The following is a 17,066-nucleotide window of genomic DNA, read 5'->3' as shown; positions in this document are numbered from 1 at the left end:
CCCCCTAGCGACGCGTGACGGTCAGATGGCCGGCCGGGCTAGCAATCGCGGCACAGTATGGATCACGGGGGCTCCGTGACTCCCAAAGGGACAGCCTTGATCAACCATGTGTGGATGACACGTCTGGACGACGAGCTGTACTCAGAGCTCGACGACGGGCTCGACAGCGGGACCGACAACGGGAGCGATGACCGGCTCGACGGCCGGGGCGTTGCCGAGGCGGGCCCTGAGGTCCTCCGCCTCGGGGGCGCCGAGCATCGAGAAGATCTCGAAGGCCTGCCGTAGGCAGTCGAGGCTCCTCGTGGCGCTGCCCATGCCCTTGAGCGCCTCTCCGAGCACCATCAGCGAGAGCGCCTCGCCATAGGGATGGCCGATCTCCCTCGACACCACCAGGGCCTGCTCCGCGTGCCGTACGGCATCGGGATAGCGCTCCGCGGCGATGAACGTCTCGGCGAGCCGGGAGCAGACCCGCTGCTCCCACACGCGCTGCTTGCTGGCGCGGAAGAAGGCCAGGCACTCGGCGTGGTGGTGGACGGCCTCGGTGATGCGGCCCACCCGCGACAGGACGATGCCCAGGTGGTAGCGGGCGCGGGCGGTGCCGGCGCCGCTGCCGATCTCGGTGAAGATGGCCAGGCCCTTCTCCGCCGCGGCGATCGCGTCCTCGGGGCGGCCGAGGCCGAGGTGGTCGCGGGCCGAGTAGCTGAGCACGAGCGCCTCACCTGCCGGTACGCCGTTCTCGCGGTACCAGCCCATGGCCGAGTCGAACCAGGTCAGCGCCTCGGCGTGGCGGCGCTGCCGGCCCACTACGACGGCCAGCGCGTTCATCACCTCACCGGTGACGACCTTCTCCCCGCGCTCGACCGACAGCTCGTGCACGCTCCTGAACTGCTCCTCGGCCTGCCTGAGCCGGTTGCTGGCGAACAGCACCCGGCCGAGCACGTAGCGGGCGCGCAGCTCGCTGCCGGTGTCGCCGATGCGCTTGGCGGTGGCCAGCACGGCCCGCGTGCCCTGGTCGAACTCGCGGGTGTGGGTGCCGGACTCCAGCAGCGGCTCCATGGCCACCAGCAGGTCACCGGCGGGCAGCAGCGGCTCCGGGGCACGGGCGGTGGCGGCGGCCTGGTTGATCGCGGCGAACAGCGAGTCACCCTCGGCGACCAGCCAGGCGACGGCCTCGCCGACGGAGTTGAACGAGAGCCCGCTGCCGTCCACCTGGAGGTTGTCGGCGATCATGCTGCCCTCATAGGCCAGCCGGTGCGCCGACTGGGCGGAGGCCAGGTAGAACCCGAGCAGCCGGCGCAGCGCCATCGTGCGGGCCTGCGGCCGTTCGGTCTTCTCCAGCGTCCGGCGGGCGAACAGCTTGAGCAGGTCGTGGAAGCGGTAGCGGCCCGGCGCGGGCGCCTCCAGCAGGCTGGCGTCCACCAGCGACTCCAGCAGGTCCTCGGTGTCGAACACGCTCGCCGACAGCACGGCCGCCGCCGCCCCGACCGAGATGTCGGGCCCGTTGGGCAGCGACAGCAGCCGGAACGCGCGGGACTGGGCGGTGTCCAGATGTCCGTAGCCGAGCGCGAACGTGGCCTCGACCGCGAGGTTGCCCACCCGCATCTCGTCGAGGCGGCGCTGCTCGTCGGCCAGCCGGGGCACCAGCGAGGCGACCGTCCACGAGAGCCGCGCGGCCAGCCTGGCCGCCACGATCCGTACGGCCAGCGGCAGGAACCCGCAGGCGGCGACCACGTCCATGGCGGCGTCGTGCTCGGCCGCCACCCGCTCGGGCCCGGCCACCGAGGCGAACAGCGTCAGCGCCTCGTCCGGCTCCATCACGTCCAGGTCGAACAGCCGGGCAGAGGGCAGATCGGCCAGCTTGTGGCGGCTGGTGACGATGGCCGCGCAGCCCGGCGAGCCCGGCAGCAGCGGGCTGACCTGCTCGGCGTCGTGGGCGTTGTCGAGCAGCACGAGGATGCGCCGCTCGGCGAGCAGCGACCGGAAGAGCGCCGACCGCTCGGCCAGGCGCTCGGGGATGACGTCGGACGGGACGCCCAGCGCGCGCAGGAACGCGCCCAGCGCCGATTCGGGGCCGGTCGCCTCGTCGGTGTAGCCGCGCAGGTCGGCGTAGAGCTGGCCGTCGGGGAACAGGTCGCCGGCCGCGTGCGCCACGTGCACGGCCAGGGTGGTCTTGCCGACCCCGCCGATCCCGCAGATCGCGGCCACCGGCACGCCCTCGGCGGCCGACTGCGACGCCAGCAGCGTGCGCAGCCGCCCGGCGATGTCCATGCGCCCGGTGAAGTCGTTCACGGCGGCGGGCAACTGCGCGGGACGCGGCAGGTGGAGCGTCGGCTCCTCCTCTTCCCTCGGCCCTTCCTCCTCCGCCACCTCGGCGACGGTCAGCGTGGGGTCGGCGGCCAGGATGCGCTGGTGCAGCGCGGTCAGCTCGTGGCCGGGCTCGATGCCCAGCTCCTCGATCAGCGCCTCGCGCGTCTCGGTGAAGACGGCCAGCGCGTCGCCCTGCCGGCCGCACCGGTAGTAAGCCAGCATCAGTTGGGCGCGCAGACGCTCACGCAGCGGGTGCTCGGCGGTCAGCGCGATCAGCTCGGAGACGACCGCGGCGTGCTCGCCCAGCTCCAGGTCCACGTCCATGAGCGTCTCGACCACGCTGATCCGGCGCTCGACCAGCCGGTCGCGCTGGTGCTCGGCGTACGGCCCGACGGCTCCGGCCAGCGGTTCGCCCTCGAACAGCGACAGCGCGGCCCGCAGAGCCTGGGCGGCCTCACGTGGCTTGCCGGCCCGGCGCGCGGCTTCGGCCTCGTGGGTGCCGCGCTCGAACCGGGTCAGGTCGAGCGATCCTTCGGGCAGCCGCAGCGCGTAACCACGGCCGACGGAGGTCAGCAGCTCGGGTCGCGAGCGGGCGGCCCTGCCGGGCTCCAGGACGGTGCGCAGCCGGGAGACGTACGTACGCAGGGCGCCGAGGGCTCGCGGCGGCGCTTCCTCGCCCCAGACCGCGTCGATCATCTCGGTCGGAGTCACCGCACGGCCCTCCCGCAGGAGCAGCATGGCGAGAATGGAGCGCTGCAGCGGAGTACCCAGGTCGACTTCCTTGCCATCGCGCCACGCGCGGACGGGACCGAGCACGGCGAACCTCAGCTCGCCTTCGAAGCTCTGACCAGCCATGTCGCCTGTCTCCAACGCAATGGAAAGATTTGTTACCAAATGATAGGTCCATCCTTGCCCAACACATAGGCATCCGCCCATTCGTTAACCGAAGCGTTGATCGGTCGTTAATCGAGTGTTGAGTCGGGCGATGGATCCTGAGAGTCAGCAGTGACATGGCCCCAATTACACGGGGGCGGCCATGACACGGGCATATATGACGCAAGACACAGGCCCCGCCGTACGGCGGGGCCTTGGCGGACGGTGCTTATGCTGCTTCGGCGAGGCCGAGCCTCTGGGCCAGGCGTTCTCGAATCCCGGGCCATTCGGAGTTCAGGATCGAGTAGAACGCCGTATCTCGGACGGTGTCATCGGCGCCCCTGCATTCCGCCCGGCGTATCCCGTCGAAATGCGCGCCCAAGGCGGCTATGGCGGCCAGCGACCTGTTGTTGCGGACGTCTGACTTGAGCGTGATGCGGTGGACGTTCCACGTCTCGAAGGCGTGCGAGAGCATCAGGAACTTGCTCTCCCGGTTCGCACCCGTGCCCTGGGCGGACGCGCCCAGCCAGGTGTATCCGATGTCGGCCACGGACGGGACCTCGCCCACCACGCCCCGCGTACCCGGCGGCCAGGGCATGGGGCCCTGCCAGTACTCCAGGTGCATAAGACGGGTGGCACCGACTACTCGGTCGGTGTTCAGCCACCGGACGGCGAAGGGCAGTGTGCGGCCCTCCGCCTGCTCAGCCAGCGCGGCCTCCACATAGGAGACCATCTCGTCCCGGCTGGCCGGGACACGGGTGAAGGCGTACGTGGAGCGGTCTTCACTCGCCGCGGCGACGAGGTCGTCGATCACCGCGAGGCTGAGAGGTTCCAGGCGCACGAGGCGCCCGGACAGGGTGACAAGAGCGGGCATGAGCACATGATGGAGGCTGCTTGGTATGCCGGAGAACAGTACTTGTCCAGCATTCTTTGCAGCTTGTTGCAACCCGGGTGTTTATGCAGCTCAGCGGGCCGATTGCGGGGTCGCCGCACCGGCCCGCGGACAAAGTTTCGCCTAACTGTGACATGGCGTCGGCACGAGCGCCGGGTGCCGTTCACGCACCGGGCTCCGCCGTTGTGCGGACAGCTCCGTCAAGCCCATCGACAGCAGGTCCAGATTGGCCGCGATCCAGGGTAGCTGGAGCGGATCTTGGCTGTTCAGCGCGGCCAGGCGCTCCGCCGAGGTGTCCCCGTAGAGCAGGCTCACCGCCACCCGCACCCGCGCGGCGCTGGGATCGTCGCCGAACGCGTGGCCGGGCAGCACACCGATGCCGTGGTCGTCGAGCAGGACGCGGGTGATCTCCGCCGAGCCGCCGAGCCGTAGGTGGCTCAGGTCCGGGTAGAGGTAGAACCCGCCCTGAGGGGTGGGCACCGAGGCGCCGATCTCCACGAACCTGTCCCGCACCTCGTGGGCGAGCATCCCGTGCAGCCTCCGGCTCCGCACGATGCGCTCGACCAGCTCGGGCGGGTCGGTGAAGGCGTAGGCGGCGGCTTCCTGCACGGGAGCGGCCGGGGCGGACCAGATCTCGCTCGCCACCGCGAGCATTCTGGCGCGCAGGTCGTACGCCTCGTCGGGCAGCCTGGCCACGCCGATCCGCCAGCCACCCAGCGCCAGGCTCTTGCTGAGCCCGGTGGTGACGACCGTGCGCTCGGGCGCCAGGTCGGCGGGCGAGGTGAACGGGAGCAGCGGGTCGTGCAGCAGGTCCCGGTAGATCTCGTCGGAGATGATGTACAGGTCGAGCTCGCGGGCGACCTCCACCAGCCGCTGGATGGTCTGCGGCGGCGCCAGGCGCCCGGTCGGGTTGTCGGGCAGCGTCACGAGCACCGAGCTGACGGTCCTGCCCTGGGCGCGAGCGTGCAGCACGGCCGAGGCCACCCGATCCGGATCAGGTACGCCGCCCTGTCCCGCCGGGGGCGGAACCAGGATCGGGCGGGCGCCGACCAGATCGGCCTGCGCCGCGTAGCTGACCCAGCTGGGCATGGGCAGGACGATGTCGCCGCCAATAGCCAGCAGCACGCCGTACAGGAGGGACTTGCTGCCGGGCCCGCAGACGACCAGCTCGGGGTCGGTGGAGAGTCCCCGTCGTGTCCAGTAGCCCGCCGCCGCGCTCCGCAGGTCGGCCGCTCCCGCGACCGGCCCGTAGCCGTTGCGTTCGGATGCGGCGACCAGCTTGTCGCGCAGCGCCGGGTGGACGGGCAGCCCGGCCTCACCGAAGGCGAGGTGCAGCACCCGTTGCCCGGCGCGTCGTCTTCGTTCGATCTCTTCGTTGGCCGCCAGGGTGGCGGAGAGGGTAACCGTCATGGTTGTCACGTTCCCAGCGTGGTTTGATGAAGGCATCAGCACAAGCGAGGCTTTTTGTGGGTAGGCGTAAGGAAGTCCGATGCTCGAATTACGGCGTTTGGTGTTGATCTGCGAGTTTGCCCGTCGTGGCAGCATCGCGGCGACCGCTGAGTCACTCGGATACAGTCCTTCGGCCGTGTCCCAGCAGCTGGTCGCCCTCGAACGCGAGACCGGAACCGCGCTGATCGACCGGACCGCGCGCAGCGCCGAACTGACCGACGCGGGCCGCCGCCTGGTAGCCCATGCCGAACGCATTCTGTCCATGGTCGAGGAAGCCGAATCCGACCTTTCGGCCCACGCGGCCACGCCGTCCGGCCGGGTGGTGGTGACCGCCTTCCCCACGGCGGCGGTCGCGTTCGCGCCCGCGCTCGCCCGCTCGCTGCGCCGTTACACCGAGCTGACGCTCAGGCTGGGGCAGAGCCGGTCGGGGCGGGGCATGCGGGAGGTGCAGTCGGGCGAGGTGGACATCGCGCTCGTGGACGACTGGTACGGGCGGGTCGGCGACAGCGAGAGCCTGCGGGCCTACCCGCTGCTGTACGACCCGCTGGTGCTGGTGGTGCCGCGCAAGCACCGGCTGGCCGACCCGCAGGTGCCCCTGGACCTGCGCGAGCTGCGTGACGAGCCGTGGATGGCCACCCCGGACGGGGAGCCGTCACGCCTCGCGGTCGACCGGCTCTTCGTGGACGTGGGCGGCACCAGGCCGACGCCGTGGGAGTTCGAGGGGCTGGGCACGATCCTGTCGCTGGTCGCCAAGGGCATCGGGATCGCCGCCGTGCCCGCGCTCGCGCTGGCCGCCGGCGTCCGCGGCATCGCCGTACGCCAGTTCCCCGGCAACCCGGTGGGCCGGGAGGTGCGGGCCGTCGCGCGCGGCTCCAGCGTTCACCGCCCATCGGTCTCGGTGACGCTGCGGGCCATCCACGTCGCGGCGCGCCTGCTCGCCGCCGATCTGGATCCGGTACGCCTCGCGGAGCGATAACGTCTGGTGCCCATGGCGCCCTCCTACGACATCGAGCACCTGCTGCTCGCGCAGCGCAGCACGACCACGGTCGCGGGCCTCGACGAAGTGGGCCGGGGCGCCTGGGCCGGTCCCGTGACGGTGTGCGCCGTCATCACCGACCTGTCGGATCCGCCCGCCGGGCTGACGGACTCCAAGCAGCTGTCGGCCGCCAAGCGCGGGACGGTGGCCGCCGAGCTGGAGTCATGGGCGGTCGGCATCGGCTTCGGCGACGCCACCCACACCGAGGTCGACGAACTCGGCATGACGGAGGCCCTGCGCCGCGCCGCCCGCCGCGCCCTGGCCGCCCTCCCGCTGCGGCCCGACGCGCTGATCCTCGACGGCTCGCATGACTACATCGGCGCTCCGTGGCCGGTACGCCTCGAGGTCAAGGGCGACTCGGCCAGCATCTCGGTGGCGGCCGCCTCGGTCCTGGCCAAGGTACGGCGCGACGCCTACATGGGGACGATCGGCTGTGCGGAGTACGGCTTCGCGGACAACGCCGGCTATCCGTCACCGGTCCACCAGGAGACGCTCGCCCGCCTGGGGCCCACGGAGCACCATCGGCTGTCGTGGTCCTACCTGGACGACCTGCCGCGCTGGCGGCACCTCAAACGGCACCGGGATCCTTCGGTGGGCGAGGGCCAGGCGACCCTCTTCGGGTAGCCGTTCAGTTGGGGCAGACCAGCTCGCTCGGATCTGGGGACGCTCAGCCGTTGGCTTCGTTGGCTTCGTTGGTGGCGCGGTAGGTGGCGGAGGCACTGCCGAGGCGCTCCTCCTCACGCTGGGCGGCCTGGGTGAGGAGCTTGAGGGCGGTGCTGATCGCTTCCAGCCGCTGCCCGTTCGCCTGCAAGTACGCGCGCGCGTAGTCGTCGTCGCCGAGCGCCTTGCGGGCCGCCTCCTTGTGCGTCTCGTACCGGTCTTCCACGCCCCGCAGTCTGTCCGCGAGATCGCCCATCGCCCCCGCCAGCCCTTTGATCCGGCTTGCGCTGTAGCTGGCGCCGTCGAGTTCCATCCGGTCGCACCCTCCCTGACTCACCGACTTGATCGATAGTATGCGAGCGTCCTGATGGCTTCGTGGGGTTGATGCGACGATGAGTGATTCATGGGATTTGCTCCGACAACTCGTCCAGGAAGTCGATCAGCAGACCGAACAGGTCAAGGAGATGCACCGTAAGGTGCGCGACCTGACGGGCTCCGCGCAGTCCGACGACGGGATGGTCACCGTCACCGTCGGACCCCAGGGTGAGCTGCGGGCCGTCGACTTCGATCCCCGCGTGTACCGCGAGCTGACGCCCACCGAGCTGGCAGTGTGCGTCGTCGAGCAGGCCGCCATCGCCACTCAAAGGGTCTCCGCGGAGCTCAGGACCCTGGCCGGGCCGATGGTCGCCGAGGACGTCCCGTTCGAGGATCTGTTCGGCGAGGGCACGAGCTTCGAGTCGTTCCTACCAGGCGCCGACCGGCGCGGGCCGGGCGCGTGACGGTCCGGGAAGCCGGCTGATGGGGCTGGATCTGGGGTTGGTCCCCGAGCTGGTCAGGCATCTGGCGTTGCCGCTGACGGCCGGCGCGTTCCCGGAGGCCGTTCCGGACGCGCTGGTGCGGGAGGCCGAGGCGCTGGAGGCGCTGGCCGACGAGCTGGCCGCCATCCGCGTCGACGACGCCGAGCCGGTACTGCGCTACCTGAAGGGCTCGGAGTGGGACGGCGCCGCCAAGGACGCGTTCCAGGGGGTCCTGAACCTGCTCGCCGGTGACGGGCGGACGGCGCCTCAGCTGGCGAACCTGGAGGGTGACGCGCTGCTGAAGCGGGTGGAGAAGGCCATCCGCCAGGAGGCCCGGCGGCTGCGCGACCACGCGGAGGACATGGAGCACACCCAGTGGATGCAGTACGCGGCGCTGGCGCTGCTCGCGCTGGCCATCGCCCGGCTGCTGGTGTGGGTGTACCTGTACGGGCCGTCGGTGCTGAAGCTGATCCAGGTGCGCACGCTGATGACCCGGATGTCGATCCAGGCGCTCAAATGGCGGGTGCTGATGAACATGCTGGGCTTCGCCGCGGTGATGGGCGGCCTGGACCTGGCCGTGCAGTCGGCGCAGCTCCTCTTCGGCAACCGGGACAAGCTCGACCTCGACTCGTTGCTGCTGTCCCTGGGCAACGGGGCGCTGACCGGCCTGGTGTTCAGCGGGGTCGACTTCGGGCTGTCGCGCCTGGCCACCCGGGAGCTGGTGTTCGTCGTGTCGCGGGCCGAGCTGGGGGTGCGCGACCAGATCGCGGCTATGGGGCAGAGCGTCTACGGGCGGGCGCTGGTCGGCGGCGTGTCGGGCACCGTGGGATCGATACCCGGGCTGGCCCTCAGCGACCAGCTCGACCCGGCGCACCTGTTCTACTCCTTCGTGGCGGGCACGGCCGGAGGCATCGGCATCCCGCAGAGCGCCCGGACCCACTACATGCCCATGCCGGCCGGCGAGCTCACGGCCGGGCCGGTCCCGTCGGGCCATTCCCCGTCTGCTCCTTCCCTGTCCGGTCCTCGCCCGCCCGCCCCTCCTCCGTCGGGCCACATCGCGTTACTGGGGGCCGGCGACACGCCGGACCTGGTGCACGGCGCCGAGCCGGTCGCGGGCGGGCGGTCCACCGGCACGGACCTGTCCTCCGCCCGGCACCCCGCCGGTCCGGACCCGCTCTCCGGCGGGCACCTCGTCCGTCCGGAGCACGATCTGACGCACGGTCAGGGGCGCGGCCCGGGCGGAGAGGCCGCAGGGGCCAGAACCGCGGACGGCTCCGAGCTGCGGCGGGTCGTCGAGCCGACCCAGGTGGTGCTGAGCGGTGAGAGGCCCCAGGCTCCGGGCGGGCCGGAGCAGCGGATCGGCCCGAGGGACGTGCGTCCGGCCGGGGACGACGCCTTCGTGCGGGCTCGTCCGCACGAGGCGCGGGTGATCACGGGCGAGGCCGTCCGCGCGCCTGACGCGCCCCTGGAGGGCAGGGGGAATCCGTCCACGGGCACGCGGGCCTTGCCCGGCGCCGCCCACGAACCCGCCGCCGTCGCCCCGCGGGCGGGCGACGGCACACCCGGCCAGGCCGGGAACGCCCAGCCGACCGGCCAGGTCGCTCGCCCGGCGCTTGGTCCAGCAGACGGACAGGCGGTCCACCAGGTGTCCGGTCCGGCAACAGGCCAGACGGTCCACCAGGTGTCCGGTGCGGCAACGGGCCAGACGGCACACCCGGCGCCTGGCCAGGCGGTTCACCAGGTGCCCGGTGTGGCAGACGGGGCGGGTCACCTGCTCTCCGGTCCGGTGAGCGGCCACATGGTCCATGCGGGGGACGGCTCGGCCGGGGGCGCGGTCGTGAACGGCGGCCGTGTGGCGCCCGCGGCGGTGGTGCACGGCCAGGCGGGCGTGCTGGGCCACGTATCCGGCGCGTCGAACGCCACGCCAGGGCACCCGCAGCCCCTCTACGACCTCCCGCTCCGCACGCCGTACGTGCCGCCCACCCCGCCACCGCCTGGCCCGGACGCGCAGGACGGCCTCCCCGACCAGGCTCGGGATCCGGTGAACACGGCTCCGGAGCTGGCGACGCACGCTCAGGACGTCGCCTCCGGGCGGACCGCGGACGGGCACGGCGGCGTCCCCGCGCACGAGACCGGCTTCGCCGCCGGACGCGTGGGCGACGGGCAGGAGGGCGTCCCCGGACGCACCGGTGACAGGCACGGCGCGGGCGGCCCCCGGACCGGCCAGGCCCAGGACGGGCCTGTCGTCCCCATCGGCACGGCACACGAACCGCCCGCTCCTCGCCCCGGTGCCCGCGGGGAGACCGCTCCCGGAGGCGGCACCCGCGACACCCCGCCCGGAGGCGTCCGCGAGACCCCACCCGCCCGCACCGGCGACCAGCGCACCACGCCGCCGGCCGGTGACCGGCACACCGAGCCCCACTCCGCTGCGGGCGGCCAGCGCACCACGCCCCCGGCCCGCGCCTCTGACGCCCATGACGGGGCCCCCGCACCGCGCGAGGGCGCGCCCGCCGGAGCTCACCACGCAGACGGCGACGGCACGGGCAGGAGCCGCATCGACCAGCTCATCAACCGGGACGGCACTCCCACGCCGCCCCTGGATCCCGACGTGACCTCCTTGGGTCGCCGCATCGCGGGCAGGCTGCGGATCGAGGTGCCGGACGAGGCGTTCGCGCATACCTTGGGGACGATGGCCCGCACCCTGACCTCCACCATGCAAGACCCCACCATGCGAGACATGATCAACAACGTCCACAAGCTGTCGCGTAGTGTGGGCATGCCTGCCGCCTTCGACGGGCTGGTGCGCGTCTTCGACGAGGCGCAGCGGCAAGGATTCGATCCCGCCGGGGCGACGGACAGGTTGGACCTGGTCGATCGGCTGGAGCTGTACCGGCAGACGGACCCACTGGTTTTTCCCGGCCTGTGGCTCGCCAACGGGGAGCCCATGCGCCCCTCCCTCCGGCTCGCGCGGGCGTTCGGCCGGATGGACATGGCGATCGGCACCACCAACGGCACCACGCGCGAGATCAGGGTCAACCAGCTTCGCAGCCTCACGTTCGACCTGGACCTCGGGCTCTACTCGCTTGATCACGTAGGGCGCCTGTTCCTGGACGCCGAGGCGAGGGGCGTGGACGTCCAGGGCGTGGCAGGGCGGCACGACCTGGTGCGCGAGCTGGAGCGGACCCGGGAGATCGACTCCGAGCTGTGGGACGGGCTGCGGATCGCGGACGAGTACGCCATCGCCGGGCTCGGCGACCCGGCCGCGCGGGCGATGAGCCGTACCGACCAGGCGCTCCGCTCGGTCGCGCCCGATGGTCGGCTGCGTAACCTGGCGGCCGAGGCGGGATTCTCGCACGCGCTCCGGACGTTCACCGAGATGCTCGTGGAGGTGGACACGCACGGTGCCCTCCCGGAACGGCCGGCGACCCACGCGGCGCTCGTGGAGAGCCTCACGCGGTACCGCGAACGCGACATGGACGGCTGGGACGTGCGTGTCATGGACGAGCGATTCCCCGCCGCGCGCCTGGACCCGGCGAAGGCCGCGCTCCTGGGCCGGATGGACCGCGTCATCGTCGGCGACGGCGCGCCGCGTCCCCCGCTGGACCCGCTGCTCGGACTGTCGCGCGAACTGGGCCTCGGTGACCGGATCGGCCGCCTCGTCCACGTGGCCGAGCGCGCGCAGCGGCTCGGCTTCGACCCGGTAGGCGCTCCTGACCGGGCGGCGCTGGTGGAGGCGCTGCGGGGATACATGGACACCACCCCGGACACCTGGGCAAGGCTGCGGGTGTCCGACCGGTACGCGACCAGGCTCGGCGAGCCCGCAACGAGTGCACTGGCGCGCATGGACCGGATCGTGGGCTCGCAGGGCGACGCCCCGGCGTGGGTCCTCGATCCCCTGCGGAAGCTGGCGGGCGACCTCGGCCTGGAGCACTCGGTCGAGCGGCTGGCCCACGTGTTCAGGGGGGCTGAGGAGCGCGGGCTGGACCCGGCCGGCGCCGCCGACCGGGCCGACCTCGTCCACCGGCTGAACTCCTATTACCGGGCGCCGGCGGCGGAGCCGTACCGCTTCACGCCGACCTTGATGCGCCTGGCCGAGGAGGCGCTCACAGACCAGCTCCGCCAGGCGGCCGCCCGTGACGCTGCCGCATCCGGCGCGTCGACGGGGAGGGCCCGCGACCTCGTCTCCGACCTGGAGGCGGAGCACGCTCGTGCGCTGGAGGCCCGCGCCCGCGCCTGGGACAGCCGGCCCAGCGAGCCGGAGGTCTCCTATCGGTGGAACCCAGAGGCGTTCGAACACGACCTCGCGGAGGCGTTCGCGCGGGCGGAGCGCGGCGAGCCGGTCGTGCCCTACCTGACCGAGGACGCCACCGGCGGACTGGCCGCGCCCGGGACCGGGTTCAAGTTCGGCCGGGAGATAGAGTACGACCTGCCCGAGTCGCTCAAGCCGCACCAGGACGCGATCAACCAGGCCATCGCCCGCGACCTGTACGACGCGGGGCTGACTCGGGATCCGTGGACACACCCGTACCACACCGGCCACGACGGCGGCTACTACGAGGGTGACAACGGCTGGCGGCTGGAACAGGACGTATCGGTCGCCGGAGAGCTCGTCTCACCACCGCTGTACGACACGCCGCGCACGTGGGAAAGCATCCGGCTCGTGTGCGAGATCATCAAGTCGCACGGCGGCGTGGCGACGGGGAGCACGGGGGGCCACATCCACGTGGACACTTCCGCGTTCGACCATATCCCCGCCTTCTACCAGCGGCTGCTGAGCCTGGTGAACAGAAACTACTTCGACACGTTCCTGCGGCTGATGACGAACCCGGAGCAGGGCCGACACCGGGGGCTCGAGTACTGTGCGCCCAACATGTTGGACTCCGCCGGGTACGTCTCACTTGATGAGCTGGTGAGCTCGCAATTCGAGCGCAGCTCCGCGGTCAACGTGCAATCGGTCGAGGGCGGCCGGACGGACCACACGGAGGTCCGCCTCCCCGACGGCTCGTTGGACCCCGGCGTCATCCAGACGCAGATCAAACTGGCGCTGGGAACGGTGGGGCTGGCGCTGCGGCTCGGCGACGACCAGTTCCCGCTCAACCACGACGGCAAGGACGTCGCCGGCAACCATACTGAGCACCGCAGGCGCCTGGACTACTCGTCCTATCTGGAGCTGGCCGACCACCTCTACCACCGGGCGGCCGACAAGGCGCAGCTCACGGCCATGTTCGCGATCACCCGATGGAACGAGAAGACGGAAGAGCCCTGGTGGCGATGAGTGAAGCGAACCGCGCGGCGGTCGTCATCCGCAACACCTCGGCGGCGGACCGGCCGCCCGCCATGCCTGTCAAGGTCGACGGCTCGTTGTACCGGTACGAGATGATCTTCTCTGGCGGCGGCTCGCGGGCGTACGCGGACGAGCCGGACGAGCTCGTCGGCGCGCTCAGGCCCGGCTACGACGCGCTCGGCACTCCGGAGGAGCGACGCGAGGCGCGCGCGCGGATCGCGCTGGACGCCCAGGTCAGGGCGCAGGCGGAGCTGGCCGCAGCCGGGCCGCTGGAGGAGTGCACGCCCGAGGAGCGGGCCGTGCTGCTCGGCGGCAGGCACGTGCCGCCGGCTCCGGAAGAGTGGGCCGCGCCCGTGCCGCTGGTGCTGGTCACGTCGTTCTACGAGCCGGCCGGGTCACTGCCCCGGCCGCTCGGCCCCGAGGAGCTTCAGGTATGGCTGGACCCGGCGGACGACTGGACGCTCCTGACCAGCCTGCACGCCGCCGGGACGATCCAGGTCGCGATGCTCCAGGACTCCCCCTAGAGCGCCTGTACGGAGTTGAGATCAGAGGGATTCGCCTGCGCTCTGGGCTGCGATCCTGGTAGGCCATCGCCATGGTGTGGAGACCTCACCGACGAGGAATGGTCGTTGGGTAGTCCCGTTTGGTGAGCGGTGTTCCGAGCTCCGGGAATCGGTCACTATCGGTGGGGTGCGCATCGGGATCTTTCTGATCGTGGCCCGATTTCCGGACCAGAGATCAGAGCACGTGCTGGCGAATGCCCTTGAGCTCATCGTGGCCGCCGAAGAGGCCGGATTTGCCGACGCCTGGATCGCCGAGCACCATTTCATGTCCTATGGCGTCTGCCCTTCGGCCACCACGTTGGCGGCTGTGGCGATCGGCCGGACCAGCCGCATAGGTCTCGGCACCGCCGTGAGCGTCCTGTCCACCCAGCACCCGGTCGCGCTGGCCGAGCAGGCGGCCATGCTGCACCACCTGTCGGGCGGCCGCTTCACGCTAGGTGTCGGCAGGGGCGGCCCGTGGGTGGACCTTGAGGTGTTCGGCACCGGGCTGGAGCGCTTCGAGCGCGGCTTCGAGGAGTCGCTGGACGTGCTGCTGGGCGCGCTCTCGGGGGAGCGGGTGTCGGCGGCGGGGGAGTTCTTCAGCTTCCGCGAAGTGCCGCTGGTCCCGCCGGCCCGGCTGCGGCCGGTCCTGGCGTGCACCTCACCGCCGACCGTGGCACTGGCCGCGGAGCGCGACCTGCCGATGCTGCTCGGGATGCACATCGACGACGAGCAGAAGAAGTCGATGATCACCACGTACGAATCTCACGGGGGTACAACTCAGGCCCACCTGGCCGCAGCTGTCGGATACGTGGCGAACTCCACCGCCCAAGCCAGGAACGAGTTGAAGGAATCCCTGCCCCGCTGGCTGAAGCCCGGCCTCGCCGGCTACATCCCGATGGACAACAGCGAACCACCATCCCGGGATATTTCGGCATATGTAGACTTCCTGACCCACGTCCACCCGGTCGGCTCGCCGGACCGATGCGTGGAGTCCATCATGCGCACGTCGGAAGCGACGGGGATCCAGCACCTCATCCTCATGGTCGAGGGGATGGGCGACCACCAGCGCACCTTGGAGAACATCCATCGCCTGGGGGTAGAGGTGTTGCCGCAGGTCGCCGACTGAGCGGAAGATGAGAGTCGCGCTGCCGGGGGCAGTCAGCCCAGCTGGTCGAATTCGCCGTCCTTGACGCCCAACCTGCTTCGTTCGCCCGGTCGGCTTACGGCACCCGAGGGCGCGATCGGCCCCCACGCCAGGCGGGACGCCAACCCGGGTCACCCAATCCCCGCCTGGGCGCCCACTGGCCTATAACACCCATGCCATATATCATCGAGATTATGGGTGGTGAGCGGTACACGATCGAGATCGAGCCCGAGGTGCGCCTCTGGCTGGGGAACCTCCCCGCCCACCACTACGTCATCGCCGAGCAGAAGGCCGACCGGCTCGCCGAGAACGCCACCACGCTCGGCGAGCCCTACACCCGCCATCTCGGCGGCAAGCTCCGCGAGCTGCGCTTCGACCTCGACGGCAACGCCCAGCGCATCACCTACTGGATCGCGCCCGGCCGCCGCATCGTGCTCCTGACGGTGTTCCGCAAGACCAGGATGCGCGAGACGGCGGAGGTCGAACGCGCACATGCCGCTCAGACCGCCTGCGAGGCCCGCCACGAACCGGCCGCCGAACACACCGTCTACAGCCGCGACATCAAGAAGGAGGAACTGTAATGAATCACGCCGAGTGGAAGACTCGCCGCCACGGCAAGCTTCTGGGCGAAGAGGCCGAGGACAACCTCGAGTACGACCGCCTCTACGAAGAGGCCGAACTGGCCCACGACCTCGGCCAGCTGGTCTACGACCGGCGCACCGCTCTCGGTCTGTCCCAGACCGAACTCGCCGAACGCTGCGGCATGAAGCAACCCCAGATCTCCCGCATCGAAGGCGGCGGCACCGTCCCGACCATCCCCCTTCTGCGACGCCTGGCCCGTGCCCTCGACGCCGACCTGACCATCAACCTCACCCCTCACGGCAACGCCGCCTGAACGAACACCCGGAAATCCCGGAATGGGGATTCGCCCACAACCGGCGCGTGGACGGCAAAATCAAGCCGGATGCGCTGATGAACCTGGGCCGGGTCGACCGTCTGGACGTCAACGGCCTGCTGGGGCTGGCGGCCTCTATCCGCAAGCACTTCGGCGGGGACCCGGACCGTCCCGGCGAGGCCGATGCCGCCATCGAGGGCCTGGGCGCCAGCGTGCAGGCGCTCGGCCCCGTCAGTAAGTGACTGCGAGCATGATCAGCGCGACCTTGATGATCTCCCGGCCGTAGATGCCTTGATGGTCGGCACCCAGGACGCGGGGTGGTGGCGCTACTGATGGGGAACGCGAGATGACATGGAGATCACCGGGGGGCCAGCGTGAGGGCGCTCCACCGGTCGGCCGCCGTGGATCTGATGGGATGATGCCGAAGTGGCGCGCTTTGAGCCGTTCGTGGAGGAACTGCTTGATTTTCTGCTGAAGCGGCTGGATGAGGCGGGGTTTGAGCGACTCGTCGTCCACGAGCCCCGGCGAATGTGCGCCCCATATATCTTCTCGGGCGGCGGCCGTGTGGAGCAGCGAGGACTGTGGTTCACGGGGTGCTGCGCCTGCTCGCAGATCCCCCAAGGCGGGTTCGGCGGCGACATCACCGTCGAAGCATGGCCGTGCCTGCACGTTCGGTCCCTGACGCTGCAGTTCGTCGACGACCCGAACTACTGCCAGGGATGGAGGCCAGAAAATGCGCTGTTCGCTTCGGGGAGGCTCATCCACCCGGACGACGTCTAGCCGGCGGGTGTTCCTCCTCCCCTCCACAACGCGAAGGTTGTCCTGGTCAGTCTGATGCCGGCTCGGCGAGCCAGGCTTCCAGGCCTGAGATCATCTGGGTGAGCAGGCTGGTGTGTCGATGCCGACGTAGGCCTGTAAGGCTCCCGGGGCGGGGCCCGACCGTGGGGCTCGCCCGGCCGGCCGTAGCAGCTGGGGATGGCTGGCCACCGAGTGGCGGGACGGAGCGTATGGGGAACTCACCCGTGCCTCCCGGACAGTACGGCGTGTGGATGTGACAATGCGTGCCCGCATACGGGACGGCGATCAACGGTAAGCATTCAGAAGGATCTGTGACGCTGGGTGATTCGCGCTGATCAGGCGTCGAGTGCGACGGGTGGCATCCACAGGTTGCCGGTGAAGGCACG

At 70.9% G+C, this 17,066-nt stretch carries 14 protein-coding genes; 10 read left to right on the top strand and 4 right to left on the bottom strand.

Features of this window, described 5'->3' with window-relative positions; all coding sequences use genetic code 11:
• Positions 1-141: 141 nt before the first annotated feature.
• From AB0F17_RS51085 to AB0F17_RS51075, 3 genes are all read right to left on the bottom strand, one after another.
• On the bottom strand, positions 142-3,162 hold the full coding sequence (locus AB0F17_RS51085) for a BTAD domain-containing putative transcriptional regulator (protein ID WP_358039533.1): 3,021 nt from the start codon (positions 3,160-3,162) through the stop codon (positions 142-144).
• A 247-nt stretch (positions 3,163-3,409) separates the two neighbouring features.
• Positions 3,410-4,054, bottom strand: a complete 645-nt coding sequence (locus tag AB0F17_RS51080) for a GNAT family protein (RefSeq protein ID WP_358039530.1) — start codon at positions 4,052-4,054, stop codon at positions 3,410-3,412.
• 141 nt (positions 4,055-4,195) lie between these two features.
• Positions 4,196-5,482: a pyridoxal phosphate-dependent aminotransferase gene (locus tag AB0F17_RS51075; protein ID WP_358039527.1), complete on the bottom strand. Its 1,287-nt coding sequence runs from the start codon at positions 5,480-5,482 to the stop codon at positions 4,196-4,198.
• 79 nt (positions 5,483-5,561) lie between these two features.
• Here AB0F17_RS51075 and AB0F17_RS51070 point away from each other — a divergent pair, with 79 nt between their 5' ends.
• A complete protein-coding gene (locus AB0F17_RS51070) occupies positions 5,562-6,497 on the top strand; it encodes a LysR family transcriptional regulator (protein ID WP_358039524.1) in 936 nt (311 codons plus the stop codon).
• Between the two features lie 12 nt (positions 6,498-6,509).
• Complete coding sequence (locus AB0F17_RS51065; protein WP_358039522.1) at positions 6,510-7,181, top strand: ribonuclease HII; 672 nt, start codon at positions 6,510-6,512, stop codon at positions 7,179-7,181.
• A 43-nt stretch (positions 7,182-7,224) separates the two neighbouring features.
• Here the strand turns inward: AB0F17_RS51065 and AB0F17_RS51060 are convergent, their stop codons facing one another.
• Positions 7,225-7,530 (bottom strand): hypothetical protein, encoded by a 306-nt coding sequence (locus AB0F17_RS51060; protein WP_358039519.1) that lies wholly within the window; start codon positions 7,528-7,530, stop codon positions 7,225-7,227.
• Positions 7,531-7,609: 79 nt separating this feature from the next.
• Between AB0F17_RS51060 and AB0F17_RS51055 the strand changes: the two genes are divergently transcribed.
• From AB0F17_RS51055 to AB0F17_RS51020, 8 genes are all read left to right on the top strand, one after another.
• Positions 7,610-7,996, top strand: coding sequence for a YbaB/EbfC family nucleoid-associated protein (locus AB0F17_RS51055; protein ID WP_358039516.1), 387 nt, complete (start codon positions 7,610-7,612; stop codon positions 7,994-7,996).
• 19 nt (positions 7,997-8,015) lie between these two features.
• Complete coding sequence (locus AB0F17_RS51050) at positions 8,016-13,289, top strand: hypothetical protein (RefSeq protein ID WP_358039513.1); 5,274 nt, start codon at positions 8,016-8,018, stop codon at positions 13,287-13,289.
• Positions 13,286-13,822, top strand: a complete 537-nt coding sequence (locus AB0F17_RS51045) for a hypothetical protein (RefSeq protein WP_358039510.1) — start codon at positions 13,286-13,288, stop codon at positions 13,820-13,822. The genes AB0F17_RS51050 and AB0F17_RS51045 overlap by 4 nt, the downstream gene beginning before the upstream one ends.
• A gap of 166 nt (positions 13,823-13,988) precedes the next feature.
• The gene (locus AB0F17_RS51040; RefSeq protein ID WP_358039507.1) at positions 13,989-14,969 is read left to right on the top strand and encodes an LLM class flavin-dependent oxidoreductase; all 981 of its coding nucleotides are present in this window, start codon (positions 13,989-13,991) and stop codon (positions 14,967-14,969) included.
• Positions 14,970-15,181: 212 nt separating this feature from the next.
• Positions 15,182-15,568: a type II toxin-antitoxin system RelE/ParE family toxin gene (locus tag AB0F17_RS51035; protein WP_358039504.1), complete on the top strand. Its 387-nt coding sequence runs from the start codon at positions 15,182-15,184 to the stop codon at positions 15,566-15,568.
• On the top strand, positions 15,568-15,882 hold the full coding sequence (locus tag AB0F17_RS51030) for a helix-turn-helix transcriptional regulator (RefSeq protein WP_358039501.1): 315 nt from the start codon (positions 15,568-15,570) through the stop codon (positions 15,880-15,882). Before AB0F17_RS51035 ends, AB0F17_RS51030 begins: the two co-directional genes overlap by 1 nt.
• Positions 15,883-15,929: 47 nt before the next feature.
• A complete protein-coding gene (locus AB0F17_RS51025; protein ID WP_358039498.1) occupies positions 15,930-16,124 on the top strand; it encodes a hypothetical protein in 195 nt (64 codons plus the stop codon).
• A 184-nt stretch (positions 16,125-16,308) separates the two neighbouring features.
• A complete protein-coding gene (locus tag AB0F17_RS51020) occupies positions 16,309-16,662 on the top strand; it encodes a hypothetical protein (protein WP_358039495.1) in 354 nt (117 codons plus the stop codon).
• The last annotated feature ends 404 nt before the right edge of the window (positions 16,663-17,066 follow it).

It is taken from the genome of Nonomuraea sp. NPDC026600, assembly GCF_040638335.1.
Classification (GTDB): Bacteria; Actinomycetota; Actinomycetes; order Streptosporangiales; family Streptosporangiaceae; genus Nonomuraea.
Note: the sequence above shows the minus strand (reverse complement) of the source record. Positions and strands in the feature narration are given on the sequence as shown.

Coding starts and splice junctions, on each gene's coding strand:
- AB0F17_RS51085 (WP_358039533.1), bottom strand. CDS start 3,162: ATGGCTGGTCAGAGCTTCGAAGGCGAGCTGAGGTTCGCCGTGCTCGGT.
- AB0F17_RS51080 (WP_358039530.1), bottom strand. CDS start 4,054: ATGCCCGCTCTTGTCACCCTGTCCGGGCGCCTCGTGCGCCTGGAACCT.
- AB0F17_RS51075 (WP_358039527.1), bottom strand. CDS start 5,482: ATGACGGTTACCCTCTCCGCCACCCTGGCGGCCAACGAAGAGATCGAA.
- AB0F17_RS51070 (WP_358039524.1), top strand. CDS start 5,562: ATGCTCGAATTACGGCGTTTGGTGTTGATCTGCGAGTTTGCCCGTCGT.
- AB0F17_RS51065 (WP_358039522.1), top strand. CDS start 6,510: ATGGCGCCCTCCTACGACATCGAGCACCTGCTGCTCGCGCAGCGCAGC.
- AB0F17_RS51060 (WP_358039519.1), bottom strand. CDS start 7,530: ATGGAACTCGACGGCGCCAGCTACAGCGCAAGCCGGATCAAAGGGCTG.
- AB0F17_RS51055 (WP_358039516.1), top strand. CDS start 7,610: ATGAGTGATTCATGGGATTTGCTCCGACAACTCGTCCAGGAAGTCGAT.
- AB0F17_RS51050 (WP_358039513.1), top strand. CDS start 8,016: ATGGGGCTGGATCTGGGGTTGGTCCCCGAGCTGGTCAGGCATCTGGCG.
- AB0F17_RS51045 (WP_358039510.1), top strand. CDS start 13,286: ATGAGTGAAGCGAACCGCGCGGCGGTCGTCATCCGCAACACCTCGGCG.
- AB0F17_RS51035 (WP_358039504.1), top strand. CDS start 15,182: ATGGGTGGTGAGCGGTACACGATCGAGATCGAGCCCGAGGTGCGCCTC.
- AB0F17_RS51030 (WP_358039501.1), top strand. CDS start 15,568: ATGAATCACGCCGAGTGGAAGACTCGCCGCCACGGCAAGCTTCTGGGC.